The organism is Streptomyces sp. NPDC002788 (assembly GCF_053592115.1).
The window spans coordinates 172861-196526 of the sequence record NZ_JBSFVB010000016.1 but is presented as its reverse complement, the minus strand read 5'-3'; the positions used below and the strand labels follow the sequence as shown (position 1 = coordinate 196526).

Annotated in this window: 19 protein-coding genes; 6 read left to right on the top strand and 13 right to left on the bottom strand. The window is 72.4% G+C overall.

Going from position 1 to position 23666, the window contains the following annotated elements:
- Positions 1-354: 354 nt before the first annotated feature.
- Positions 355-1362 (bottom strand): stage II sporulation protein M, encoded by a 1008-nt coding sequence (locus ACWD1U_RS28050; RefSeq protein WP_451111614.1) that lies wholly within the window; start codon positions 1360-1362, stop codon positions 355-357.
- Between the two features lie 128 nt (positions 1363-1490).
- On the opposite strand from ACWD1U_RS28050, the gene ACWD1U_RS28045 reads away from it, so the two are divergent.
- Complete coding sequence (locus ACWD1U_RS28045) at positions 1491-2474, top strand: RDD family protein (protein ID WP_451111612.1); 984 nt, start codon at positions 1491-1493, stop codon at positions 2472-2474.
- A 19-nt stretch (positions 2475-2493) separates the two neighbouring features.
- Here the strand turns inward: ACWD1U_RS28045 and ACWD1U_RS28040 are convergent, their stop codons facing one another.
- The 8 genes from ACWD1U_RS28040 to ACWD1U_RS28005 all read right to left on the bottom strand — a co-directional run bounded on the left by ACWD1U_RS28040 (position 2494) and on the right by ACWD1U_RS28005 (position 10954).
- Positions 2494-3108, bottom strand: coding sequence for a hypothetical protein (locus tag ACWD1U_RS28040; RefSeq protein ID WP_451111610.1), 615 nt, complete (start codon positions 3106-3108; stop codon positions 2494-2496).
- Positions 3109-3231: 123 nt separating this feature from the next.
- Positions 3232-4689, bottom strand: coding sequence for an adenosylhomocysteinase (gene ahcY, locus ACWD1U_RS28035; protein ID WP_451111608.1), 1458 nt, complete (start codon positions 4687-4689; stop codon positions 3232-3234).
- Between the two features lie 338 nt (positions 4690-5027).
- On the bottom strand, positions 5028-6008 hold the full coding sequence (locus ACWD1U_RS28030; protein ID WP_451111606.1) for a cation diffusion facilitator family transporter: 981 nt from the start codon (positions 6006-6008) through the stop codon (positions 5028-5030).
- A gap of 154 nt (positions 6009-6162) precedes the next feature.
- The gene (gene manA, locus ACWD1U_RS28025) at positions 6163-7314 is read right to left on the bottom strand and encodes a mannose-6-phosphate isomerase, class I (protein ID WP_451111604.1); all 1152 of its coding nucleotides are present in this window, start codon (positions 7312-7314) and stop codon (positions 6163-6165) included.
- 55 nt (positions 7315-7369) lie between these two features.
- Positions 7370-8497 carry an SIS domain-containing protein gene (locus ACWD1U_RS28020; RefSeq protein WP_451111603.1) on the bottom strand — a complete coding sequence of 376 codons (1128 nt, stop codon included), beginning with the start codon at positions 8495-8497 and terminating at the stop codon, positions 7370-7372.
- A 114-nt stretch (positions 8498-8611) separates the two neighbouring features.
- Complete coding sequence (locus ACWD1U_RS28015) at positions 8612-8782, bottom strand: Trm112 family protein (RefSeq protein WP_078651036.1); 171 nt, start codon at positions 8780-8782, stop codon at positions 8612-8614.
- Between the two features lie 75 nt (positions 8783-8857).
- A complete protein-coding gene (locus tag ACWD1U_RS28010) occupies positions 8858-10222 on the bottom strand; it encodes a phosphomannomutase/phosphoglucomutase (protein WP_451111601.1) in 1365 nt (454 codons plus the stop codon).
- 309 nt (positions 10223-10531) lie between these two features.
- A complete protein-coding gene (locus ACWD1U_RS28005) occupies positions 10532-10954 on the bottom strand; it encodes a DUF3499 domain-containing protein (RefSeq protein WP_451111599.1) in 423 nt (140 codons plus the stop codon).
- A 294-nt stretch (positions 10955-11248) separates the two neighbouring features.
- Between ACWD1U_RS28005 and ACWD1U_RS28000 the strand changes: the two genes are divergently transcribed.
- Positions 11249-11701 (top strand): metallopeptidase family protein, encoded by a 453-nt coding sequence (locus ACWD1U_RS28000; RefSeq protein WP_451111598.1) that lies wholly within the window; start codon positions 11249-11251, stop codon positions 11699-11701.
- 112 nt (positions 11702-11813) lie between these two features.
- Here ACWD1U_RS28000 and ACWD1U_RS27995 read toward each other — a convergent pair whose 3' ends face one another.
- From ACWD1U_RS27995 to ACWD1U_RS27985, 3 genes are all read right to left on the bottom strand, one after another.
- Entirely contained in the window at positions 11814-13355 is a 1542-nt protein-coding gene (locus ACWD1U_RS27995; RefSeq protein WP_451111596.1) for a DUF5719 family protein, read from the bottom strand.
- Entirely contained in the window at positions 13352-17023 is a 3672-nt protein-coding gene (locus ACWD1U_RS27990; protein WP_451111594.1) for a glycosyltransferase, read from the bottom strand. The genes ACWD1U_RS27995 and ACWD1U_RS27990 overlap by 4 nt, the downstream gene beginning before the upstream one ends.
- A gap of 234 nt (positions 17024-17257) precedes the next feature.
- Positions 17258-17521, bottom strand: coding sequence for a WhiB family transcriptional regulator (locus ACWD1U_RS27985; protein ID WP_010034659.1), 264 nt, complete (start codon positions 17519-17521; stop codon positions 17258-17260).
- Between the two features lie 726 nt (positions 17522-18247).
- Between ACWD1U_RS27985 and ACWD1U_RS27980 the strand changes: the two genes are divergently transcribed.
- The 4 genes from ACWD1U_RS27980 (at position 18248) to ACWD1U_RS27965 (ending at position 22173) form a co-directional block, all read left to right on the top strand.
- Entirely contained in the window at positions 18248-18790 is a 543-nt protein-coding gene (locus ACWD1U_RS27980) for a cysteine dioxygenase (RefSeq protein WP_451111592.1), read from the top strand.
- Positions 18791-18824: 34 nt separating this feature from the next.
- A complete protein-coding gene (cofD, locus tag ACWD1U_RS27975; protein WP_451111591.1) occupies positions 18825-19784 on the top strand; it encodes a 2-phospho-L-lactate transferase in 960 nt (319 codons plus the stop codon).
- Positions 19781-21100: a coenzyme F420-0:L-glutamate ligase gene (locus ACWD1U_RS27970; RefSeq protein ID WP_451111589.1), complete on the top strand. Its 1320-nt coding sequence runs from the start codon at positions 19781-19783 to the stop codon at positions 21098-21100. The genes cofD and ACWD1U_RS27970 overlap by 4 nt, the downstream gene beginning before the upstream one ends.
- Positions 21101-21171: 71 nt before the next feature.
- Complete coding sequence (locus ACWD1U_RS27965; protein WP_451111587.1) at positions 21172-22173, top strand: DNA-3-methyladenine glycosylase family protein; 1002 nt, start codon at positions 21172-21174, stop codon at positions 22171-22173.
- A gap of 290 nt (positions 22174-22463) precedes the next feature.
- On the opposite strand, the gene ACWD1U_RS27960 is transcribed toward ACWD1U_RS27965, so the two are convergent.
- A complete protein-coding gene (locus ACWD1U_RS27960) occupies positions 22464-23546 on the bottom strand; it encodes a sugar phosphate nucleotidyltransferase (RefSeq protein ID WP_451111586.1) in 1083 nt (360 codons plus the stop codon).
- Positions 23547-23666: the final 120 nt, after the last annotated feature.

Here is a 23666-nt window from a genome sequence, read left to right as displayed (position 1 = left end):
TTCCCTTCGGTCTTGCGTTTCCGACTCTATCAGATCTTTTCTCGACCCGATTTCCTCGGTGCTTTCCAGGTTCCCGCTTCCGCGTTTCCCTTTCCAGCGGCTCCGACTTTATCAGAGGTTTCAGGCCGGACTGACCGGCCGCTCATTTCCGATTCATCGGGAGGGGCTTCATTGAAATCAGCGTTTCAAGAAGCTGACAGATGCTCACTGTCGCTGGTCTGGGGCTAGAGCCCATCTCCAGGCAACTGTTCGAATCTACCTCCCCGCACTCGCCGTGTCAACGGCTCCTGTGGGGCGAAGAGGAGACTAGCAGCTGAACGGACGTGGTCGCACATCCGTCGGCCGCCGGGGCGATCAGGCAGCTGTGGGGATGGTGGCACTGCGTTCCGCGGCGTCGACGTCGCCGGTCTCTCCCGCGCGGGCGGCACGGCCGCCGAGGACGTAGACGTAGGCGAGGAAGGCGAGTTCTGCGGCGACCCCGATGGTGATGCGCGCCCAGGTGGGGAGGCCGGACGGGGTGACGAAGCCTTCGATGGCGCCGGAGATGAAGAGGACCAGGGCGAGGCCTATGGCCATGCCGATGGCGGCTCGGCCTTCTTCCGCGAGAGCCGTGCGTCGAGAGCGGGGGCCCGGGTCGATGAGGGTCCAGCCGAGGCGCATGCCGGTGCCGGCAGCCACGAAGACCGCGGTCAGTTCGAGCAGGCCGTGCGGGAGGACCAGGCCGAGGAAGGTGTCCAGACGACCGGCAGAGGACATGAGGCCGATGCCGATGCCGAGGTTGAGCATGTTCTGGAAGAGGATCCAGAGAACTGGGAGTCCCAGGAAGACACCCAGGATGAGGCAGAGGGCTGCTGCCCAGGCGTTGTTCGTCCAGACCTGGGCGGCGAAACTGGCGGCCGGGTGGCTGGAGTAGTACGTCTCGTACTGGCCGCCGGGGCGGGTGAGCTCGCGTAGTTCGCTGGGCGCGGCGATGGAGGCCTGTACTTCGGGGTGCGTGCCGATCCACCAGCCGAGGAGGGCCGCGACGGCCGTGGACAGGAGCGCGGTGGGCACCCACCAGCGGCGTGACTTGTAGACGGCGGCCGGGAAGCCGTGGGCCAGGAAGTGCGTGACGTCGCGCCACGAGGCGCGTCGGGTTCCTGTCACGGCACTACGTGCGCGTGCCACGAGCTGGCTGAGTCGGCCGGTCAGCTGCGGGTCGGGGGCGCTGGACCGGATCAGGGAGAGGTGCGTGGCAGCACGTTGGTAAAGGGCGACGAGTTCGTCGGCTTCGGCGCCGCTGAGCCGACGCCGGCGACGGAGCAGGGCTTCGAGGCGGTCCCACTCCGCTCGGTGGGCGGAGACGAAGACGTCGAGGTCCATCGGTGTGCCTGCTCCTCGGCTGTTCGTCGGCGGCTCGTCGTGGATCAGCTTGTCGTACTGCGGCGCGATGCGCTCTCAGCTTGGCAGACTGGGGCTGTCGGGGGCAGGGCAGGGGAAGGGCGGCAGGCGTGAGTGAGCTGGTGACGGGCGAGGCTGTGGCGTTGGAGCTGCGCCCCGCGAGGCTGCCCAGCAGGGCGCTGGCCGTGCTGCTCGATCTCGTGGCGGCCGTGGCGGTCTACGTCGCCGTGACCATCGCCCTGGTGGTGTCCACCGCCTCGCTGGACGAGGCGGCGCAGACGGCGCTGTCGATCGCGTCGTTCGTTCTCGTGCTGGTGGGCGGACCGATCGCGGTGGAGACGCTCAGTCACGGTCGGTCCCTCGGGAAGATGGCGTGCGGGCTGCGGGTGGTGCGGGACGACGGTGGGCCGATCCGGTTCCGGCATGCGCTGGTGAGGGGCTTGATCGGGGTGATCGAGATCCTCATGACCTTCGGGGTCGTCGCCTGTATCGCCTCGTTCGTGTCCGGGCGGGGGCGTCGGCTGGGGGATGTGTTCGCGGGGACTCTGGTCGTACGGGAACGGATTCCCGTGGCGCGGAGCGGTTTCGTGCCGCCTCCCCCGCCGTGGCTCGCGGGGCGGTTCGCGGAGCTCGATCTGTCGGCGGTGCCCGACGGGTTGTGGCTCGCCGTCCGTCAGTACCTGACACGCATGCAGCAGCTCGATCCGCAGGTGGGCTGGTCGATGGCGCAGCGGCTGGCGTCGGATCTCGCGGAGCGTACGGGTGCCCCGGTGCCGCACGGGGTTCCGCCGGCGGCATATCTGGCGGCGGTCGTGCAGGAGCGGCAGGCACGGGAGGCGCGGCGGGCTTTCGAAAACGGTCGGGCCGCATCGGCCGCGGCCACGGTCACGGACGGGCCTCCGGCCGCGGGCGGAGGCCCGGGCGGCGGGGCCTCCGCTGCGGGCGCGGCTGCGGGTGCGGGTGCGGCTGCCTCCGGGCGGCCGGTCGTGCCGCCCGGGCCGGTGGCCGAGCCGTCCGGCGAGGGCCGGCCAGCGGCGTCACCGGAGGTACCGGCGGGTGAGCCGCCCCGCACCGGGTTCGTACCGCCGGCGTAGCGCTGGGCGAGACCGACCGTCAGGTGAACACCGACGGCGGTGATTCGAGGTCCTCGAGTTCGATACCGGGGGCCGCGAGCACCACGTCGCCGGCGATGTGCACGGCGTGCTGCTCGCCCGTGTCCAGGGCTGTGACCTGGTATTCGTCCACGGTCAGCGGGCCGCTGTCAGTGGCGTGTGCTTCGCTTCTCAGCAAGGTCCACGACTGGTCGACGGTGCGCGGGGCGAGGACCGGGTCCGTGAACGCGACGAGGCGTACGCGGGTGGCGGCTGTGGAGGGGGTGAGGCGCAGGAGACGGGCGGTCGCGACGAGGAACGCCGGGGAGGTGCCGGTGAAGGCATGGGCGCGCACATTGCCTTCCGCGGCGTCGGTTCCGGTGGGGTCGGTGCGGACCCAGGTGACGCCGTCGAGGGCTGCGCCGCGGACCTGCCAGGCGGCGGCGTGCAGTTCGAGGCGGATGGGGCGGCCGAGTTCGTCGAGGGTGAGGTCGACTGAGCCGTGGTGATCGCCCGAGGTGGTGGTCAGTTGGGAGACGTAGCGCCAGCCGGACGGGCCGATGGCGCACTGGAAGTGTTCTTCGGCAAGGGGGGTGTGATCGTGCGGATCGTGGAGCGAATAGCGGCCGCGGGGCATGGGCGTCCTGGGTCCTGACGGGCTGGGCCGGTCACCGGCCGGTCGAACGGGGCAGGCCCCCCGGCACGGGGGTGCGGGGGGCCTGTCTCGGGGACTCTGACCGGCAGCGCTGTGCTGCTCGGATCAGTAGCGGTAGTGGTCCGGCTTGTACGGGCCCTCGACCTGCACGCCGATGTACTCGGCCTGCTCGGGGCGGAGCGTGGTCAGCTTGACGCCGAGCGCCTCGAGGTGGAGGCGGGCGACCTTCTCGTCCAGGTGCTTGGGCAGCACGTAGACGCCGGTCGGGTACGCGTCGGGCTTGGTGAACAGCTCGATCTGGGCCAGCGTCTGGTCCGCGAACGAGTTGGACATCACGAACGACGGGTGACCGGTGGCGTTGCCCAGGTTCAGCAGGCGGCCCTCGGACAGCACGATGATCACCTTGCCGTCGGGGAAGGTCCACGTGTGGACCTGCGGCTTGACCTCGTCCTTGACGATGCCCGGGATCTGGGCGAGGCCGGCCATGTCGATCTCGTTGTCGAAGTGGCCGATGTTGCCGACGATGGCCTGGTGCTTCATCTTGGCCATGTCCGAGGCCATGATGATGTCCTTGTTGCCGGTCGTGGTGATGAAGATGTCGGCCTTGTCGACGACCTCGTCGAGGGTCGTGACCTGGTAGCCGTCCATCGCGGCCTGGAGGGCGCAGATCGGGTCGATCTCGGTGACGATCACACGGGCGCCCTGACCGCGCAGGGACTCCGCACAGCCCTTGCCGACGTCGCCGTAGCCGCAGACGACCGCGGTCTTGCCGCCGATCAGCACGTCCGTGGCGCGGTTGATGCCGTCGATCAGGGAGTGCCGGCAGCCGTACTTGTTGTCGAACTTCGACTTGGTGACGGCGTCGTTGACGTTGATCGCCGGGAACAGCAGGACGCCGTCGCGCTGCATCTCGTACAGGCGGTGGACGCCCGTCGTGGTCTCCTCGGTCACGCCGCGGATCTCCGAGGCCAGCTGGGTCCACTTCTGGGAGCCGTCGGTGATGGTGCGGTTCAGGAGTTCGAGGATGACGCGGTGCTCGTCGTTCTCGGCGGTGTCGACGGCAGGGACCTTGCCGGCCTTCTCGTACTCGACGCCCTTGTGGACGAGGAGGGTGGCGTCACCGCCGTCGTCCAGGATCATGTTGGGGCCGCCGGTGGGGCTGTCCGGCCAGGTCAGCGCCTGCTCGGTGCACCACCAGTACTCCTCCAGCGTCTCGCCCTTCCAGGCGAAGACGGGGACGCCCTGGGGGTTGTCCACGGTGCCGTTCGGGCCGACGGCGATGGCGGCGGCCGCGTGGTCCTGGGTGGAGAAGATGTTGCAGGACGCCCAGCGGACCTCGGCGCCCAGGGCGACCAGGGTCTCGATCAGGACGGCGGTCTGCACGGTCATGTGCAGGGAGCCGGTGACGCGGGCGCCGGCCAGGGGCTGGGTCTGGGCGTACTCCTTGCGGATCGCCATCAGGCCCGGCATCTCGTGCTCGGCGAGGGTGATCTCCTTGCGGCCGAACTCGGCCAGGGAGAGGTCGGCGACCTTGAAGTCCTGTCGGTTCTCGACAGTCGTCATTGCGAGCTGCTCCTCGGGATTGGGTCGAGGGTGGGTACGGCTGGTCTGCGCGGCGGCGGACACAGGGGTGCCCGAAAGAGGACACAGGCATGCCCGCGTACGCGCAGCGCAGTCCGTCGGAGGCCCTCTCTCCCTCGGCCGGTCCGCGGTGGGACCGCCCGACCGCCATCAGCAGCGACGTCTGGCTCCGTCCCAAGCTACACCGGGGGCGGGTGCGATCCCCAGTCCGTCCGCGAACACATCGAGCCGATCATGTGACGGATCGGGGACGGGGCGGGGGCCGGTAAGGCGGTGGGGCCCGCCGGCGTCGGCGGGCCCCGTGGGCGCGGGAGGTGCTGTCAGTGCTCGTCGGCGTGGAGGGTGGGGCCGCCGGGGCTGGCTTCGGGGTCGGAGCCCTTGGCCGCTTCGACCTCGCTGTAGACGTCCGGCTCGAGGTAGATGACACGGGCGATGGGGACGGCGTCGCGGATGCGGGTTTCGGCGGCGTTGATGGCGGCGGCGATCTCGGTGGCTGTGTCGTCGTGCTGGACCGCGATCTTGGCGGCGACGAGCAGTTCCTCGGGGCCGAGGTGGAGCGTGCGCATGTGGATGATGCGCGTGACGCTGTCACCGTCGACGACGGCGGCCTCGATCTTCCGGGTCTCCTCGGCGCCGGCGGACTCGCCGAGCAGCAGCGACTTGGTCTCGGCGGCGAGGACCAGGGCGATCAGGATGAGCAGGATGCCGATGCAGAGGGTGCCGATGCCGTCCCAGACGCTGTCGCCGGTGAGCAGGGCGAGACTGACGCCTGCGAGCGCGAGGATCAGGCCGACCAGGGCTCCGAGGTCCTCCAGGAGGACGACCGGCAGTTCGGGGGCCTTGGCGTGGCGGACGAACTCCTTCCAGGACTTGCGTCCGCGCAGGACGTTGGACTCCTTGATGGCGGTGCGGAAGGAGAAGGACTCGGCGATGATTGCGAAGACGAGGACGCCGACCGGCCAGTACCAGTGGGTCAGTTCGTGCGGGTGCTTGATCTTCTCGTAGCCCTCGTAGAGGGCGAACATGCCGCCGACCGAGAAGAGGACGATGGAGACGAGGAAGGCGTAGATGTAGCGCTCGCGGCCGTAGCCGAAGGGGTGCTGCGGGGTGGCCTCACGCTTGGCCTTCTTGCCGCCGACCAGGAGCAGTGCCTGGTTGCCGGAGTCGGCGAGCGAGTGGACGGACTCGGCGAGCATCGACGACGAGTTGCTGAAGATGAACGCCACGAACTTCGCTACCGCGATCGCGAGGTTGGCGACCAGTGCCGCCACGATCGCCTTGGTGCCGCCTGACGCGCTCATATGTACGCGTTGTCCCTTCGTACGCCGTTCCAGGGCCCGGACGCCGCCCTTGATGCGACGCCCGTGACTTTGCCCGTGCTTGACGGTGGGCCATTGTTGCAGCCCGCTCGGGCTGCGGTGCTTCAGGTCACCAGCACGGGGGCCGTCGAAACGGTCAGGCGACCACGGTTGCTCGGAAGAGCGTTCCCGTTCCGGACACTTCGGCCTTCTCGCCGGCCTGGACGAAGACGGACCGGCCGGGGGTCAGGTCGTGCCCGCCGGCCCGGACGGTCCCGGCCGTGCAGAGCAGGATCTGCGGGGTCGGGCGGGTGAGGTCGTGGGCGGCGCCGGCCTCGGGGAGGACGAAGCGGGAGAGTCGGAACTCGTCGATGGGCGTCTCGTAGACCTCCTCGCCGTCCGGGGCGGCCTCGGGGCGCAGGACACCGGGATCGGCGGCGTGGAAGCGGACGATGCGCAGGAGTTCGGGGACGTCGACGTGCTTGGGGGTCAGGCCACAGCGCAGGACGTTGTCGGAGTTGGCCATGATCTCGACGCCGAGGCCGTTCAGGTAGGCGTGCGGGACGCCGGCGCCGAGGTAGAGGGCCTCGCCGGGCTGGAGCCGGACGTGGTTGAGCAGCATCGCGGCGATGACGCCGGGGTCGCCCGGGTAGTGGTGGGCGATGTCGGCGTAGGGGATGTAGGCGCCACCGAGGCGGGTGCAGGCGGCCGCCGCCTCCGCGACCGTCCGGGACATCTCCTCGGGGTCGGCGGTGAGGATCGCCGTGAGGACCTCGCGCAGGGCGGCGTCCTCGGGGTGGGCGTGCAGCAGGTCGACGTAGGGCTTGAGGGAGTCGACACCGAGGTCGTCGAGGAGGCCGGCGGCCTCGAGCGGGGCGCGGAAGCCGCACAGGCCGTCGAACTCGGTGAGCGCGCAGATCAGTTCGGGCTTGTGGTTGGCGTCCTTGTAGTTGCGGTGCGGGGCGTCCACGGGGATGCCGCGGCGCTCCTCGTCCGCGTAGCCCTCCCTGGCCTGCTCCAGGTCGGGGTGGACCTGGAGGGAGAGCGGGGCGCCGGCGGCGAGGATCTTGAGGAGGAAGGGCAGGCGGGGGCCGAACCTGGCGACGGCGGCGGGGCCGAGTTCCTTCTCGGGGTCGGCGTCGATGACCTCGACGAGCGTGCCCCTCCCGGTGCGCGAGGGTGCGCCCGGGTGGGCGCCCATCCACATCTCCGCCTGCGGCTCGCCGGTCGGTTCGGTGCCGAGCAGGTGCGGGATGGCGGTCGGGGAACCCCAGGCGTAGGGGCGGATGGTGTTGTCGAGGCGGTCCATGGGGTCTCTCTCGCGTGTTCGGGCGTGCTGGCGCGTCAGGGTGTCCCGGGCATGATCAGGCCCTCGAAGCGAGCGCCAGGTAAACCGCGGCGAAATCCGTGATGGCGATCAGTTCCGCGAGGGTCTCCAGTTCGCCGCCCGCCTCCGGTTCCAGTTCGCTGATCGGCGTGTCGTGGCTGAGGGCCAGGTCGCGGGCGCCGGGGGCGGCGGTGAGGCCGCCGATGGGGCGGTCGCGCAGGAGCACCACGCGCGCGTGCAGGGCGGGTGGTTCCTCGACGCGGTCGCGGAAGAAGTCGTCGGGGTCGGCGCTGGCGGCCAGCGGGCCGGCGAGCAGGGCGCTGTGGGCGGCGAGGGCCTCGGGGAGTTCGGCGACGACGGCGGGGGTGCCGGACAGTTCGGCGAGGGCGGCGGCGAAGCGACGGCCCGCCGGCCCGGCCGAGACGCCCTCGGTCCAGACCAGGGGGAGCGCGTCGGCGAGTTCGGCGGCCAGGGTCTTGGCGGGGTTGCTGTAGGTGGCGATGGCGGGGCCGCAGCGTTCAGCGATGCGGTCGAGGCGGTCGGCGACCCTGCCGAGGGCGTCCGGCGGGGCGTCGAGCACCCCTGTGCGGTCCAGGAGTGCGAGGAGCGGGGTGAGCAGGGCCCACAGGACGCCGGGGGCGGACGCGGCGAAGGGCTCCTCCTGGTCGTACGGGGCACTCGCCATGGGGACGAACAGGCCGTGCGAGCCGTTGACTGCCTCGGCGAGCGGGGAACGGCCGGGTGCCACGGCGACGACGGTGCAACCTCGGCGGTAGGCCTGCTCGGCGAGGAGGGACAGGCCCGGTTCGGTGCCGTCCGGGGTGGCGATCAGGAGCAGGTCGACCGAGCCGGCCCAGCCGGGCAGTTCCCAGCGCAGGGCGCCCGCGTGGGGGGCGACGCCGGTGGGGGCCAGGCGGGTGACGGGGCTGCCGGCACCGGCGAGGGTGCCGAGGAGGTCCGCGGTGTGGGTGGCTGCGGCGCCCGGGCCTGCGATGAGGACCGCGCGGGGGCGGCCGTCGGGCTTGAGGTCGTTGATGCCGGCCTCGGCGGAGTGGCGGGCCGCCGTGCGCACGCGGGCGCCGGCTTCCGCGGCGCCGCGGAGCAGGCCGCGGTGGTCGGCCTCGGCGAGGCCGTCCGGGGAGTCGAGCAGCGATTCGTCGAGCATGGGCGGCAGCCTCCGGGTCACCGGGATCCTTTACGGGGTGTCGTCCTACGTCGGTGCCCGCTGTGGCGGGGGGTTATGTGCACCGGGGTCGTACGAGTGGCGGCCCGTCGGCGATCACGCGGGGCGGCGGGCCTCGTCGACGAGGAGGACGGGAATGCCGTCGCGGACGGGGTAGGCCAGTCCGCAACTCGTGTCCGTGCAGATCAGTTCGCTGTCCTGCTCCTTGAGGGGGGCGTGGCAGGCCGGGCAGGCGAGGATCTCGAGGAGGCCGGATTCGAGGGGCATGTGCGTTCCCTTCGGGGCTGGGTGGGGTCGTGCTCGGGTTTGTGCGGTTGTGCCTGGTCAGGGTACCGCCGGTGGTCAGCCCCTGATGATCCCCAGCACCTCGTCCCGCACCCTCGTCATCGTCTCCGGGTCCCTCGCCTCCGCGTTCAGCCGCAGCAGGGGCTCGGTGTTGGACGGACGGACGTTGAACCACCAGTCGCTGGAGGTGACCGTGAGGCCGTCGAGGTCGTCGAGGGTGATGCCTTCGCGGGCCTCGTAGGCGGAACGGATCGCGGCGAGGCTGGCCTGCTGGTCGGCGACCGTGGAGTTGATCTCGCCGGAGCCGGTGTACCGGTCGTACTCGGACACGAGGGAGGAGAGGGGGGTGTCCTGCCCGCCCAGCGCGGCGAGGACGTGCAGGGCGGCCAGCATGCCCGTGTCGGCGTTCCAGAAGTCGCGGAAGTAGTAGTGGGCGGAGTGCTCGCCGCCGAAGATCGCGCCGGTGCGGGCCATCTCGGCCTTGATGAAGGAGTGGCCCACGCGGGTGCGCAACGGGGTGCCGCCGTTCTCCTCGACGACCTCGGGGACCGACCAGGACGTGATCAGGTTGTGGATGACCGTGCCCTTGCCACCGTGCCGGGCCAGTTCGCGGGAAGCGACCAGGGCGGTGATCGCCGACGGGGAGACCGGCTCGCCGCGCTCGTCGACGACGAAGCAGCGGTCGGCGTCGCCGTCGAAGGCGAGGCCCAGGTCGGCGCCCTGCTCGCGGACCCGCTTCTGCAGGTCGACGAGATTGGCCGGGTCGAGGGGGTTGGCCTCGTGGTTGGGGAAGGTGCCGTCGAGCTCGAAGTACATCGGCACCAGCGTCAGGGGCAGGCCGGCGAAGACCTCGGGGACCGTGTGCCCGCCCATGCCGTTGCCGGCGTCGACGACGACCTTCAGGGGGCGGATGGAGGTCAGGTCGACCAGTGAGCGGAGGTGTGCCGCGTAGTCCGACAACGTGTCACGGGCGGTGATCGTGCCGGTCTTCGCGGCCGGCTCCGGGGCGCCCGACTCGCTCCAGCGCTCGACCAGTTCACGGATCTCCGCGAGGCCCGTGTCCTGGCCGACCGGGGCGGCGCCCGTGCGGCACATCTTGATCCCGTTGTACTGCGCCGGGTTGTGGGAGGCGGTGAACATGGCGCCCGGCAGGTTCAGCGCGCCCGAGGCGTAGTACAGCTGGTCCGTCGAGCACAGGCCGATCTCCGTCACGTCGGCGCCCTGAGCGGCCGCCCCCCGCGCGAAGGCACGCGACAGGCCCGGCGACGAGGGCCGCATGTCGTGCCCGGTCGCGATGGCGCTCGCGCCGGTGACCTGCACGAAGGCCGCTCCGAAGAGTTCGGCCAGGGACTCGTCCCACTGGTCGGGGACGACCCCGCGTACGTCGTACGCCTTCACGACCTGCGACAGATCAGCAGCCACGGCCAACCTTCCTGAAAAAGTACTGTCGGTCCGCCCAAACTACCCCCGCCCGCTGAGAGCGCACTGGGCGGATGCCAAGAGAACCCCCGGCCGTCGCCTGAGGTCACGACGGCGTCCGGCCAGGGTCTGTGTGCTCGGGCCGACCACGATCAGGCACATTCCCGGCAGCGGGCCCGGACTCCACGGCAGCGCCCTGCGCGGCAAGTCGCCCTCGTGGCCCGCGAGTCCGACGGCCGCGCGGACGGCGGTCGGGTTCTGCGGGGAGCGATGAGGGCACGCGGGGAGACGCGTGGAGAACCGGGGAGTGGATCAGTTGTCGGGCGACCGCAGGACCCGCAGGTGCCCGCGCCGGGCGACCTCCATCGGGTCGGCCGCGCGACCGCCGCCGGCCCCGGCCGCCCGCCGCTCCTGAGGGCGGGCCGCCTCACGCACGGCGTTCGCAAGCGCTTCCAGGTCGTCACCGCTGGGCCGGGCCGGGGCCGAGCCGTCGAGGAGCCGGACGACCTCCCAGCCGCGCGGCGCGGTGAGGCGCTCGGAGTGCTCGGCGCACAGGTCGTAGCAATGGGGTTCGGCGTAGGTGGCGAGCGGGCCGAGGACCGCGGTCGAGTCGGCGTAGACGTACGTCAGCGTCGCGACGGCGGGACGGCCGCAGGCGGTGCGCGAACAGCGACGTACAGGGCTCACGACGTTGGACGGTACCGCACTCTTGAGCGGGCCGCGACGACTCTCCACCAGGTCACTCCCCCGTGTCGTGCTGTGAAACGCCCCACACCCCCCTTCGGGCACACCTTACTGACCTGCCCGGACACTCTAGTGCGAGGTGTCGAACCGTCCCGCAAGCGGTCAAGAGTCGTCACAAAACACTCAATTGCCGTGGAGGCGCCGGTCTAGGAGGGATACGGAATCAAGTCCAACCTTGGCTTGAATGGTCATGTGACGACATGCCGTGCGGGTCGGCCGGAAGCCGTCCGTGCCGCCGTGCGGTGCCGGGCACACGGGCGCGGCGGGGACTACCCTTCACCAGTGATGGACAAGCCCGTAACGCCCCGCGCCGCCGCCGGGCCCCGCCGTCGCGACCGACACGGCCGGGGCATGCGCGGCCCGATCGCACCCCCGCAGGTGCCGCTCGCCGCGAGCCGCGCGGAGGCGTTCGCGGACCTGGTGCAGGACTCCGTGGAGCGCCTGGAGCGGCGGTGGCCGCAGCTCGCCGACATCGATTTCCTGGTCCTCGAGGTGCCGCGGCTCGACGGGCCCGGCCAGGCCTGGCACGACGAGGCGGTTCCGCTCGGCGGCACCGTCAGCGCGCGCGAGGGACGCCCCGCGCGCGTGGTCGTCTACCGGCGGCCGGTCGAGATCCGCACCAAGGGGCGCGACGAGCGGGCGGCGCTGGTGCACGAGGTCGTCGTCGAGCAGGTCGCCGAGCTCCTGGGGCTGACGCCGGAGACCGTCGATCCACGGTACGGCGAGGACCAGGGCTGAGACGCCCCGGGGGCCGGGATTGCCGGCCTCCGGCATCCCGGACCGCGGCGGACGCCCGCTCCCCGGCCGGGCCGAGGCCGAGCCAGGGCCGCCTGCTTCTGACCCCGCCGTCCTACTTCTGCAGCACCGACAGGTCCTCGTCCGCCTCCGGTACGGCCACCGTCCCGCGGTCGTCGGGCAGCGTCTGCACGGTGAAGGCGGGGACGCCGTCCTCCATCGCCGCCAGGGTGCGGGCGCCGTAGACCGGGCCGCCGGAGACCGCCTCGACCGTGAGGGCGTAGGTGCCCTTCAGGCCGCTGGGGGCCGGGGGTTCGATGTCCCGGGTCGTGCCCGCCTTGATCGTGTACGTCTTCGACACGGGGGTGCCGCCCTCGCTGCCCGCCGAGGCGGTGATCTTGACCGTGGCGGCGCGGTCGGGGGCGGTCAGGGACAGGGTGCTGCCCTTGGCGCTGTTGTCCGCGGACGTCGCGCGCGCGCCGACGGGGCGGGTGGCCGGGATGAACGCGGTCTCCTGCTTGGCGCCCTTGCCCCGTACGACCCGCAGGGCCGCCACGACCGGCACCGACTGGTCCGTCGGCGTCAGCACCAGGGAGCCCGCCTCGCCGCGCGTGACGTCGCCCAGGTCGACGGCGGTCGTCATGCCGCCCTTGACGTGCACCGTCTCGTGACCGGCCGGGGTGATCAGCCCGGAGGGGGAGGCCAGGCGCACCTTCAGGTCGGCGTCGGCGTCGCCGGGGGTGAAGGCGACCAGGCGTACGGAGGTGGCGTCCTTGGGGATGCCGGGCAGGACCAGGCTGCCGGCCGGGTCCGCGGACGCGGCCAGCCAGTCGCCGCCGATCTTGTCGTCCAGGGCCTGCACGGCGGCGCCGACGCGACCGCTGCGGACGTTGACGTGCACCGTGAGGTCGGTCTGCTCCTGGTCGGTGAGGGTGGACAGCAGGACCGGCTCGCTGGAGTGCGGCTGGACGGTGATGCCCTCCCCCACCGCGGACTTCAGGGCGCCGTCCTTGCCGTAGAGCTCGAGGTCGACCACGGCAGGCGAGTCGTCGGGGTTCGTCAGGTGCACGTAGTCGGTGCGCTCGGGCGCCGTGCTGGCGCCGGGGAACCAGAAGTTCGTATCCGGGGCCGTGCAGTTGACGCCCTGGAGGCCCCGGCCCGTCCCGGCGGCGACCTCCGTCGTCTCCTGGAGGGTCCAGCCGGGCGCGAAACGGCCGTCCGCGGTGCCGACGAGTGCGGGCGCGTCCGCGCCGGAGCTGTCGCCGGTGGCCGGCTTGCCGGGCTCCTTCGGGGTCAGTACGGGCTCGTCGGTCTTGTCCTTGCCGGACTTCCCGTCGCCCTTGCCCTTGTCACCGCCCGCGGCCGAGCCACCCGTGCCCGCGCCGTCCGCCGACTTCTCGGCGGCGGCCTTGAGTTCGGCCTTGCCACCGCTTCCGGTGCCCTTCGTGACGGGCGTGAACGAGGTGTAGGACGTCTCGGCGATGTCGGACAGGCTGGGCGCCGGGCACAGCAGACTCGTGCGCTCCACGGGCAGTCGGGCGGCCGCCTTGGCGCCGGTGTCCGCGCCCGGGGCGTGGGGAGCGGACAGCACGGCGAAGCCGGTGACGGCGGCGAGCGCGGTCGCGCCGGCGATCAGGGACAGGGTGGTGCGGTTCACTGCTGGCTCCCGTCGGGACGCTCGCTGCCCGTGCCGTGGGGGTGGTGCTCCTGCGCCGGGTCGTGCGGCGTGCCGTAGCCCTGGTTGTAGGTCTGGTCGTAGCCCGCCTGGTCATAGCCGGCCTGGTCGTACGGCGTCTGGGGCGCGCCGTAGGCGTACGGGTCGTACTGGCCGCCCTGGTACGGGTCCACCTGGTACGGCTGCCCGTACGCGTCCACCGGGTAGGGGGCGCCCTGGTACTGGTCGGCGCCGTAGCCGCCGTACTCGTCGCCCGCGTACGCCGCCGTGTCCCACTGGCCGTTCTGCTGCTGCGGCACGGCAGCCGGGGGCTGCTCGGGCTGCGGCGGCGGGAACTCCTCGGGCACTCCCGCCCCTTCGGCCTCGGCTTCGGCCTGGGCGGCGCGCAGGCGGCGGGCGCGGCGGCCCTCGCCGGCGACGGCCTGGGCCGGGACGGCGGGCTCCTCGGGCAGGTCGTCGTCCACGTCGCGGCGCCGGCCGGGCAGGGCGAGCACCACGAGGACGAGGGCGAGCACTCCCTGCGTCCACAGCCAGGCGGTGTGGCCGATCGGGTCGTGGTAGGTGACGTCCAGCGTGCCGCCGCCGGCGGGAAGTTCGAAGCCCTGGGCCCAGCCGTCGACCGTGGTGCGGGTCAGCGGCTTGCCGTCGAGCGTGGCCGTCCAGCCCTCGGAGGCGGTGTCGGCGAGGCGCAGCACGCGTCCGCCGGCGCCGGTCGGGATCGTGGTGTGGATGTCGACGGGCCCGGCGGCGACAGGCTGCGGGGTGCCGGATCCGGAGGCGGGGACGATGGTGGCGCGGGCGACCTCCCGGTCGATGCGCCACAGCGCGCCGCCGTCCTGCTGGCTGAGCCGGGTCAGGCCGGGCGTGGCGTCCAGGACGCGGGTGACCTCGCGGGGCGCGCCCCGGTGGACGAGGACGTAGCGGACGGCGAAGTTGCCGAGCTGGTCGACCTGGTCGGCGCCGGAACCGGCGACGAGGTTGGCGACGACCTTGTCGAGCCTGCCGTTCTCGCCGTCGGCCGCGGCGATCTCGCCGTCGCCCAGGCGGGCGCCGGAGCCGCGGACCAGCACGTAGCCGACGTGGGCGGCGGAGTCGCTGTCGAGGACGAGGGTGCGGGCCTGGTCGCTCGTGCCGCTCTCCTCGGCGACGAACGCGGGGACCTGGGTCGGGTCGCGCCGCTCCAGGGGTCCGTCGGCGCCTCGGATCATCCAGCCGGCGGCGATGAGCAGCGGGCCCGCGGCCGAGGCGAAGGCGATCAGCGCGGCGACCGGCTGGCGCCAGCCGAAGCTCTGCTCGGCCACGCGCGCGCGTGCCCCGTCGGCGCCGAGCGCGGCGGCCGCCAGGAGGCCGATGCCGTAGACCAGGGTCGCGGGGCCGGCCCAGGTGGAGCTGTTGGCCAGGACCGCGAAGACGAAGCCGGTCAGGGCGACCACCCAGGCCGTCCCGATGCCCAACCGGCGTTCCGAGCGCAGCAGGGCGGCGAGCGCGGCCAGCACGATGCCGATGAGCATGAGTCCGCTGACGGTGCCCGGGCCTCCCGGGGCGGCCCCGAGCAGGTCGACGGCGGAGGCGGCCGAGGAGCCGTACTCCAGGCCGGCTTCCTTGAAGAAGCCGAACGGCAGCAGCGTCAGCGACCAGGGCGCGAGGAGCAGCAGGGGCGTGCCGAGCTGGGCGAGGAACCGCAGCCCGTAGGCGGTGATGTCGGACCGCTGCAGGACCAGCAGCCCGAGGCCGAGGAGCAGCGCGATGGGCCACACGACGGGCGTGAACGCCGTGGTGATGGTCAGCAGCAGCGCGTAGGCCCAGGTGGCGCGCCAACTGCCGCGGGTGCCCTCGGGGTTGGTCAGGCCGCCGGCCGCGATGCCCGCGCGGGCGATGAGCGGCAGCAGCACGGCGAGGACGGCGGTGCCGATGCGGCCGCCGGCGAGGGCGCCGGTGGCGGCGGGCAGGAAGGCGTAGACGACGGCCGCCCAGGCGCGCAGCAGCCGGGACTCGACCAGCGGGCGGGAGGCGAAGTAGGCGGTGAGACCGGCCAGCGGCACCGAGCAGACCAGCAGGAGCGTGACGGCCAGGCCGGTCGAGCCGAACAGCAGGGACGCCAGCATCGCCACGATCGCGAGGTACGGCGGCGCGGAGGAGGTGCCTCCGGCGCCTACCGGGTGCCAGGCGTCCAGGTAGCGCGCCCACAGGTCGGAGGAGTCCGCCGGGGCGGGCAGCAGGGCGCCGCCCGCGAGCGCGCCGCCGCCGAGGAGTTGGCGGCAGGCGACCAGGGAGACGAGCAGCAGCACCAGGAAGAGCACCGGTCCGGGCTTGCGTGCGATGCGCTTGAGCCGGGCGAACTGCTCGATCTCCAGGAACTCGGCGTCGTCGCCGCCGGGACCCGATTCGACCGCGCCGCCGTGCCGGCCCGCGCCGGAGGCGGCTTCCGGGTCGGAGCGGCCGACGAGGTTGCCGGCGACCTGTTCGACGGTGACACGGATGGTCGCGCCGGGGGGTGGGAACAGCTGCCGCAGCTCGTCCTTGTCGATCCGGGGAGCGCCTCTGCCGCGCCGGCCGGCGAGGATCCGCTCGGGCCTGAGCAGCGTGCCCACCAGGCCCCGGATTTCGTCGACGGCCTGGCCGGGGACCTTGCCGACGAGGTAGGCGACGGTCCGCAGCAGGGTGCCGAGCACGATGCGCAGCAGCACCCAGGGGAGCACGGCGGTACGCGTGTTGACGAGCAGGGTGTAGACGGCGCCGGCCTTGTCGACCTTGTGCGGGGAGGCGGCCGTCCGGCCCACGCAGTCGACGGTGCGGCGCTCGCGGGAGGCCGCCTCGGCGTGCCGGACGACCGCCTCGGGGGCGATCAGGACGCGGTAGCCGGCCGCGTGCGCGCGCCAGCACAGGTCGACGTCGTCGCGCATGAGGGGAAGATGCCGGTCGAAGCCGCCGAGCTGCTCGAAGACGTCGCGGCGGATCAGCATGCCGGCGGTGGACACCGACAGCACGGACCGGACGTGGTCGTGCTGGCCCTGGTCCTGCTCGCGGCGGTCCAGGCCGGTCCAGCGGCGGCCGGAGTTGGCGATGGAGACGCCGACCTCCAGCAGCTGCCGCCGGTCGTACCAGCCCCGCAGCTTGGGGCCGACGACAGCCACGTCCTCGCGGCCGAGTTCGTACTCGTTGTCCACGACCCGCAGCAGCTGGGCCAGGGCGTCCGGTTCCGGGGCGCAGTCGTCGTGCAACAGCCACAGCCACTGGACCGGCTCGCCGTGCGGGAGGTCGGCCAGGTCGTAGGCGTCGTCGCGCCACGTGCGCGTGACCGGGTCCCAGCCGCTGGGCCGCTTCAGGTACGGCAGCTCGTCCGGGGTGAGGGCCGGGGCGGTGCGGTCGCACTCCTCGACAGCCTGGCCGAAGCCGGTGCGGCGGGCCAGGTGCAGCACCCGGTCGGCGCCGAGGGCGTCGGTGACCAGCTGGGCGGAGCCGTCCGCGCTGCCGGTGTCGGCCCCCATCGCGTACTGGACGGGGCGCTCCTGGCCGAGCAGCCCGGCGAGCGCGTCGGGCAGCCAGCGGGCGCCGTCGTGGGAGACGAGGACCGCGGTCACCACATGACGCGGGAACTCAGGTGTGGCAGCGGCGTCGTGATGAGCTGCCGAGTGGCTGTGCACGGACATCGAGGTACGGGCCCCGGTTCGGTGGACTGCGGTGGACGCCCGCGCCCGGTGGGGGCAGCGGGGCGTCTCGGACGAGCGACCACACTATCGGCAGTCCAACAGGGGCGGCGCGCAGCGCCTCGTTCAGGGGCGGTGGTCCGGAGACGGGCGGGCAAGGCGGCCCGCCGCCTGTGGACGACCGCTGGCGACGGGCCGATCGAACCGTGCGTACGTGCGTTGTCCGAGAGGCCCTGGTCAGACCGCGGCCTTCTTCAGCCGGCGGCGCTCCCGCTCGGACAGGCCGCCCCAGATGCCGAATCGCTCGTCGTTGGCGAGGGCGTACTCAAGGCATTCGGAGCGGACCTCACAGGCGAGGCAGACCTTCTTGGCCTCCCGGGTCGAGCCGCCCTTCTCGGGGAAGAAGGACTCGGGGTCGGTCTGGGCGCACAGTGCGCGCTCCTGCCAGCCGAGTTCCTCGTCCGCGTCGTCGACCAGCAGTTGCTGCACCGTCTCGGTCATGTGCGCCCCTCGTCTGTCTTTCGCGTCCCCGTGATCTAGCCGTTACCGATTCCGGCTGAACGACACGAGTGAAATTACAAGTGTGCTGCTCCGGGCGAGTCAAGCCGAGATCTGCTATTGAGCCCCTTATTCACTCTGCGGAACCAAGCCCATGCGGAAAGTGTTCAAATCACCATAAAACCTGACACACCGATGAAGCCCGTGAGGGCTCACACCGTCCGCCGGACCCTCGCAGGCCCCTCACGGGGAAGGACGCCCAGAGGTTCGATCTCGTTCCGACACGCACCTCGAAGCGAACCGGATCACATTCGGATCACGAGTCCACAACGGGGTTTGCGCACCCCGGATGGACGCCATGTGTCCCGGGTGGGCCATGAACAAACCTTTCATCTGAGCGATCGACCGGATGAGGTGAATCTCATCCCACATACCGGGTGCCGAGTTGACAGTGAAGGTGTGAACCGGTGTCCTAGTGGGCATGCTCGCGAACTCGGCACTCACCTCGACCCGCACCGCCGGGTCCCACGGTGCTGCCCGCGCTCGCTGTAGCTGTTGCTGTTCCAGCTGTTGAGCCGAACGCGCTCCGGCTGCCGCCGAGTCACCCGCGACTCGGCTTGTTGCCTCCGCTCCACCAGGGCCCTCCCCGTCGCCGCCCGCGACCTCGGGCACACGCGACGCGACACCCCCACCGACTTTCCACTCCTTGCCGAGGAACCACCGCACCCCATGAACAGCGACAGCGACCTCCAGATCGCCGGCGACATCCTCGAAGTCCGGCATCTCCTGAAGACCCCGCGCGAGCACCCGGCCACCGTCGCCGAGTTCGTCGGACTCGCCCGCTCCATCGCCGCCGACCGCTCCCAGTGGGAGCACCTCGTCCGCTACGACGCGACCAGCCGCTGGTACCACCGGCTGCGCACCGGCCCCGGTTACGAGGTGTGGCTGCTGTCCTGGGTGCCCGGGCAGGGCAGCGGGCTGCACGACCACGGCCGCTCCTCCGGCGTGCTGACCGTGCTGGACGGCACGCTGACCGAGCGCACGGAACAGGGCACGCGCGCGTTGCGTGCGGGCGCGCAACGGGTGTTCGCGCCGGGGTACGCGCACGAGGTCGTGAACGACGCACTCGATCCGGCCGTGAGCCTCCACGTCTACTACCCGGGCCTGACGGAGATGCCGATGCTCCCCCGGTCCCCCCTTCGTTCGGCCGGGGGGATCCCCACGGCCCCGCACTGCGAGGCCGGTACCGAGCCGGGTGTCGTGACTGCCTGACCGGTTGTCGTAGCCGCCTGCAAGACTTGCTCCCATGCGCATTGTGGTTCTGGCAGGCGGCATCGGTGGTGCCCGGTTCCTGCGTGGTCTGAAGCGGGCCGTGCCGGACGCGGACATCACGGTCATCGGCAACACCGGGGACGACATCCACCTCTTCGGGCTGAAGGTCTGCCCGGACCTCGACACGGTGATGTACACACTCGGCGGCGGCATCAACGAGGAGCAGGGCTGGGGGCGCGCCGACGAGACCTTCCACCTCAAGGAGGAGCTCGCGGCCTACGGCGTCGGGCCCGAGTGGTTCGGGCTGGGCGACCGGGACTTCGCCACGCACATCGTGCGGACGCAGATGATCGCCGCCGGGTACCCGCTGAGCGCGGTGACCCAGGCGCTGTGCGACCGGTGGCAGCCGGGCGTGCGGCTGATCCCGATGTCCGACGACCGTGTCGAGACCCACGTGGCCGTCGAGATCGACGGCGAGCGCAAGGCGATCCACTTCCAGGAGTACTGGGTGCGGCTGCGCGCCTCGGTGCCCGCCGAGGCGGTCGTGCCGGTGGGCGCCGACCAGGCGAAGCCCGCGCCGGGCGTCCTGGAGTCCATCGCCGAGGCGGACGTCATCCTCTTCCCGCCTTCCAACCCGGTCGTGTCGATCGGCACGATCCTCGCCGTCCCCGGCATCCGGGAGGCGATCGCCGACGCCGGGGTGCCGGTGATCGGCCTGTCCCCCATCGTCGGCGACGCTCCCGTGCGGGGCATGGCCGACAAGGTGCTCGCCGCCGTGGGCGTGGAGTCGACCGCCACCGCCGTGGCCGAGCACTACGGTTCGGGCCTGCTGGACGGCTGGCTCGTCGACACGGTGGACGCGGGCGCGGTGGAGCAGGTCGAGGCGGCCGGAGTCCGCTGCCGGGCCGTGCCGCTGATGATGACCGACGCCGACGCGACCGCGCGGATGGCCCGGGAGGCGCTGGCACTGGCGGAGGAGGTGCGCGGCGCGTGAGCGGCGAGGAGCGAGGGGCCGGCGGGTACCGGGTGTGGGCCCTGGGCGGGCTGCCCGAAGTCGCGGCCGGGGACGATCTGGCCAAGCTGATCGCGGCCGCCGAGCCCGGGCTGGCCGACGGGGACGTGCTGCTCGTCACCTCGAAGATCGTCTCCAAGGCGGAGGGCCGCATCGTCCAGGCCGCCGACCGGGAGGCCGCGATCGACGCCGAGACGGTCCGGGTGGTCGCCCGGCGCGGCAGTCTGCGGATCGTCGAGAACCGGCAGGGCCTCGTCATGGCCGCGGCCGGGGTCGACGCCTCCAACACCCCTGAGGGGACGGTGCTGTTGCTGCCCGAGGACCCGGACGCGTCCGCCCGCGTGATCCGCGACGGGCTGCGGGACACCCTCGGCGTCGACGTCGGTGTCGTCGTCACCGACACGTTCGGGCGCCCCTGGCGCGCTGGGCTCACGGACGTCGCGATCGGCGCCGCCGGAGTGCGTGTGCTCGACGATCTGCGCGGGGGCACGGACGCGTACGGCAATCCGCTCAGCGCCACCGTCGTCGCCACGGCCGACGAGCTCGCCGCCGCGGGCGACCTGGTCAAGGGCAAGTCGGCGGGTCTGCCCGTCGCCGTGGTGCGCGGGCTCCCGCACGTGGTGGCGGACGGCGGCGACGGCGAGGGAGCACGGGCCATGGTCCGCGGCGCCCGCGACGACATGTTCCGCCTCGGCACCTCGGAGGCGGTAACGCTGGCCGTGACCCAGCGGCGCACGGTGCGGTCCTTCACGGACGAGCCCGTCGACCCCGGTGCCGTACGGCGGGCCGTGGCCGCCGCCGTGACCGCGCCGGCACCGCACCACACCACGCCGTGGCGGTTCGTGCTGCTGGAGTCGGAGGAGTCGCGGACGCGGCTGCTCGACGCCATGCGGGACGCGTGGATCGCCGATCTGCGGCGGGACGGCAAGACGGAGGAGTCGATCGCCAAACGGGTCGGACGCGGTGACGTCCTGCGGAACGCGCCGTACCTCGTCGTGCCCTGTCTGGTCATGGACGGCTCGCACACCTACGGCGACGTCCGGCGTGACGGGGCCGAGCGGGAGATGTTCGTGGTCGCCGCGGGGGCCGGCGTGCAGAACTTCCTGGTCGCGCTGGCCGGAGAGCGGCTGGGCTCGGCATGGGTGTCGTCGACGATGTTCTGCCGGGACGTGGTGCGCGAGGTGCTGGGGCTGCCGGGCGACTGGGACCCGATGGGGGCGGTGGCGGTCGGGCATCCGGCGGAGGAACCGCGGCCGCGGGCGGAGCGGGACGCGGGGGCGTTCATCGAGGTGCGGTGAAAGGCGCCGGCCGGGGCCTACCCTCGTAGGGCCCTCTCCGTACCCCGCGACCTCATTCAGGGACTTCACCCATGGCAGGACGGTTCGCTCCGCGGCCCACTCGTACGTCCGTGCGCGGTGGGCATGTCGCCGTGGGCGGGGGCGTGCCGCGGCAGGCGGCGGGGCCGGGGCGGGTACGGGACTGGGTGCCGGACGGACCGCTGGATCTGGGCCTGGTGCTCGGGCCCTTGCGGCGCGGTCCCGGGGATCCGACGTTCCGGGCGATGCCGGACGGGTCCGTGTGGCGGGCCAGTCTCACGCCGGGCGGGCCCGGGACGCTGCGGGTGTGCGCGTACGGCGGCGGGGTGCGCGGGGAGGCCTGGGGGCCGGGGGCGGAGTGGTTGCTGGACCGGCTGCCGGAGATGCTCGGGGCCGCGGATGATCCGTCGGCGTTCGTGCCGCGGCATCGGCTGCTGGCGATGGCCCGGCATCGGCGGCCCGGACTGCGGCTGACGCGGAGCGGGCTGGTGCTGGAGTCGCTGATCCCGTCGATCCTGGAGCAGAAGGTCACCACCGATGACGCGTATCGGGCGTGGCGGTTGCTGGTCCGGAAGTTCGGGGAGCCCGCGCCGGGGCCGGCGCCCGGGCGGATGTATGTGATGCCGGCGCCTCGGACGTGGGCGCTGATTCCGTCGTGGGAATGGCATCGGGTTGGGGTCGACGACAAGCGGGCGTCGACGATTGTGCGTGCCGTGCGGGTCGCCGCGCGGCTGGAGCAGGCGGTGGGGATGGAGCCGGGGGCGGCTCGGGCGCGGCTGGAGGTCGTGCCGGGGATCGGGCCGTGGACCTCCACGGAGACGGTGCAGCGCAGTCACGGGGCGGCGGATGAGGTGACGGTGGGGGATCTGCATCTGCCGGGGATCGTGGGGTGGGCGCTGGCCGGGGACCGGGACGCGGATGACTCCGTGATGCTGGAGCTGCTGGAGCCGTATGCGGGGCAGCGGCATCGGGCGGCTCGGTTGATCCTGCTGAGCGGGAGGGTGCCGGGGCGGAGGGCGCCGAAGATGCCTCGGTGGGATATCGGGGGGTTGTGACGCGCTGCCCCGTTTCCCGGTACTCGGCGTGTGTGCCGGGGGCGGGGAGTTGCGCGACCCGGCGCTGCGGGGTGCCTCCCCCAAGCTCTCGGGCCCCAGCGGCACCATCGCCCGCAGCCGGCGCGGCCACCGCGAGCCTCCAGGCCAGACGGCCACCGCGGGCCCGCAGACCGGGCCGCGGTGTGGGCCGCAGGAGTGCGTGTGCCGCAACCGGCGGGACGGGCGCGGGCAACCCTGCGGCGTCAGCCGCGACGTGCCCGCACCCGCCGGTGCGCACCCGGCGTCAGGCGCTACTGGTCGGACGAGAAGCGGACCGCTCCCGCCGGTATGCGGGCGTCGCACCATATGCGAGTGCCCTCGAGGAGTTCGTTGTCGGGGCCGATCACCGCGCCGTCGCCGATGACGGTGCCCGTGAGGACGGAGCGTTCGCCTACGCGGGCCCGGGTGCCGATCAGGGAGTCGGTGATGACGGCGCCCGGTTCGATCACCGCGCCCGGCAGGATCGTGCTGCCGAAGACGCGCGCGCCCTCGGCGACGAACGCGCCCTCGCCCACCACCGTGCCGCCGGACAGCTTCGCGTCGGACGCGACCTGGGCCGTCGGCAGGACCAGGCGGTCGCCGCAGCGGCCGGGGACGGCGGGCGACGGGGCCCGGCCCAGGACCAGGTCCGCCGAGCCCCGTACGAAGGCGGCCGGGGTGCCCAGGTCCAGCCAGTAGGTGGAGTCGACCATGCCCTGGAGGTGGGCGCCGCCGGACAGGAGGTCCGGGAAGGTCTCCCGCTCCACCGACACGGGCCTGCCCAGTGGGATCGTGTCGATGACCGAGCGGCGGAAGACGTACGCCCCCGCGTTGATCTGGTCGGTGACGATCTCCTCGGGGGTCTGCGGCTTCTCCAGGAAAGCCAGGACCCTGCCCGTGTCGTCCGTGGGCACCAGGCCGTAGGCGCGTGGGTCGGTGACCCTGGTGAGGTGCAGGGAGACGTCAGCGCCCGTCGTCTCGTGGGTGTCGACCAGGGCCCGGATGTCGAGGCCGGTCAGGATGTCGCCGTTGAAGATCAGGACCGGGTCCTCGGGCCCCGAGTGCAGCCGGGAGGCCACGTTGCGGATGGCGCCGCCCGTGCCCAGGGGCTCTTCCTCCGTCACGTACTCGAGGTGGAGCCCGAGCGCGGACCCGTCGCCGAAGTACGGCTCGAAGACCTCGGCGAGATAGGACGTGGCCAGGACGATGTGTTCGACGCCCGCCGCTCTCGCTCTCGCCAGCTGGTGCGTGAGGAAGGGCACCCCGGCCGCCGGAACCATGGGCTTGGGCGTGTGCACCGTGAGCGGGCGCAGCCGGGTGCCCTTGCCGCCGACCAGGAGGATCGCTTCTGTCACGTGTCGTCTCTGCTTCCTGCCGGGACCGGCCGAACTGTCTTTCGGCCGGTCAGTGTATGCAGACCGCTCCGTGGCGCCTTCGCTGGCCGTGCGGCATTCCACCCCATGCCCCCGTATCCC

Excerpts from the sequence above, each read along its gene's own strand:
- ACWD1U_RS28040 (WP_451111610.1), bottom strand. The coding sequence starts at position 3,108 with ATGCCCCGCGGCCGCTATTCGCTCCACGATCCGCACGATCACACCCCC.
- ACWD1U_RS27965 (WP_451111587.1), top strand. The coding sequence starts at position 21,172 with ATGGCAGGACGGTTCGCTCCGCGGCCCACTCGTACGTCCGTGCGCGGT.
- ACWD1U_RS28020 (WP_451111603.1), bottom strand. The coding sequence starts at position 8,497 with ATGCTCGACGAATCGCTGCTCGACTCCCCGGACGGCCTCGCCGAGGCC.
- ACWD1U_RS28000 (WP_451111598.1), top strand. The coding sequence starts at position 11,249 with ATGGACAAGCCCGTAACGCCCCGCGCCGCCGCCGGGCCCCGCCGTCGC.
- ACWD1U_RS27990 (WP_451111594.1), bottom strand. The coding sequence starts at position 17,023 with ATGTCCGTGCACAGCCACTCGGCAGCTCATCACGACGCCGCTGCCACA.
- ACWD1U_RS28030 (WP_451111606.1), bottom strand. The coding sequence starts at position 6,008 with ATGAGCGCGTCAGGCGGCACCAAGGCGATCGTGGCGGCACTGGTCGCC.
- ACWD1U_RS28015 (WP_078651036.1), bottom strand. The coding sequence starts at position 8,782 with ATGCCCCTCGAATCCGGCCTCCTCGAGATCCTCGCCTGCCCGGCCTGC.
- ACWD1U_RS28050 (WP_451111614.1), bottom strand. The coding sequence starts at position 1,362 with ATGGACCTCGACGTCTTCGTCTCCGCCCACCGAGCGGAGTGGGACCGC.
- ACWD1U_RS27985 (WP_010034659.1), bottom strand. The coding sequence starts at position 17,521 with ATGACCGAGACGGTGCAGCAACTGCTGGTCGACGACGCGGACGAGGAA.
- manA (WP_451111604.1), bottom strand. The coding sequence starts at position 7,314 with ATGGACCGCCTCGACAACACCATCCGCCCCTACGCCTGGGGTTCCCCG.
- ACWD1U_RS27980 (WP_451111592.1), top strand. The coding sequence starts at position 18,248 with ATGAACAGCGACAGCGACCTCCAGATCGCCGGCGACATCCTCGAAGTC.
- ahcY (WP_451111608.1), bottom strand. The coding sequence starts at position 4,689 with ATGACGACTGTCGAGAACCGACAGGACTTCAAGGTCGCCGACCTCTCC.
- cofD (WP_451111591.1), top strand. The coding sequence starts at position 18,825 with ATGCGCATTGTGGTTCTGGCAGGCGGCATCGGTGGTGCCCGGTTCCTG.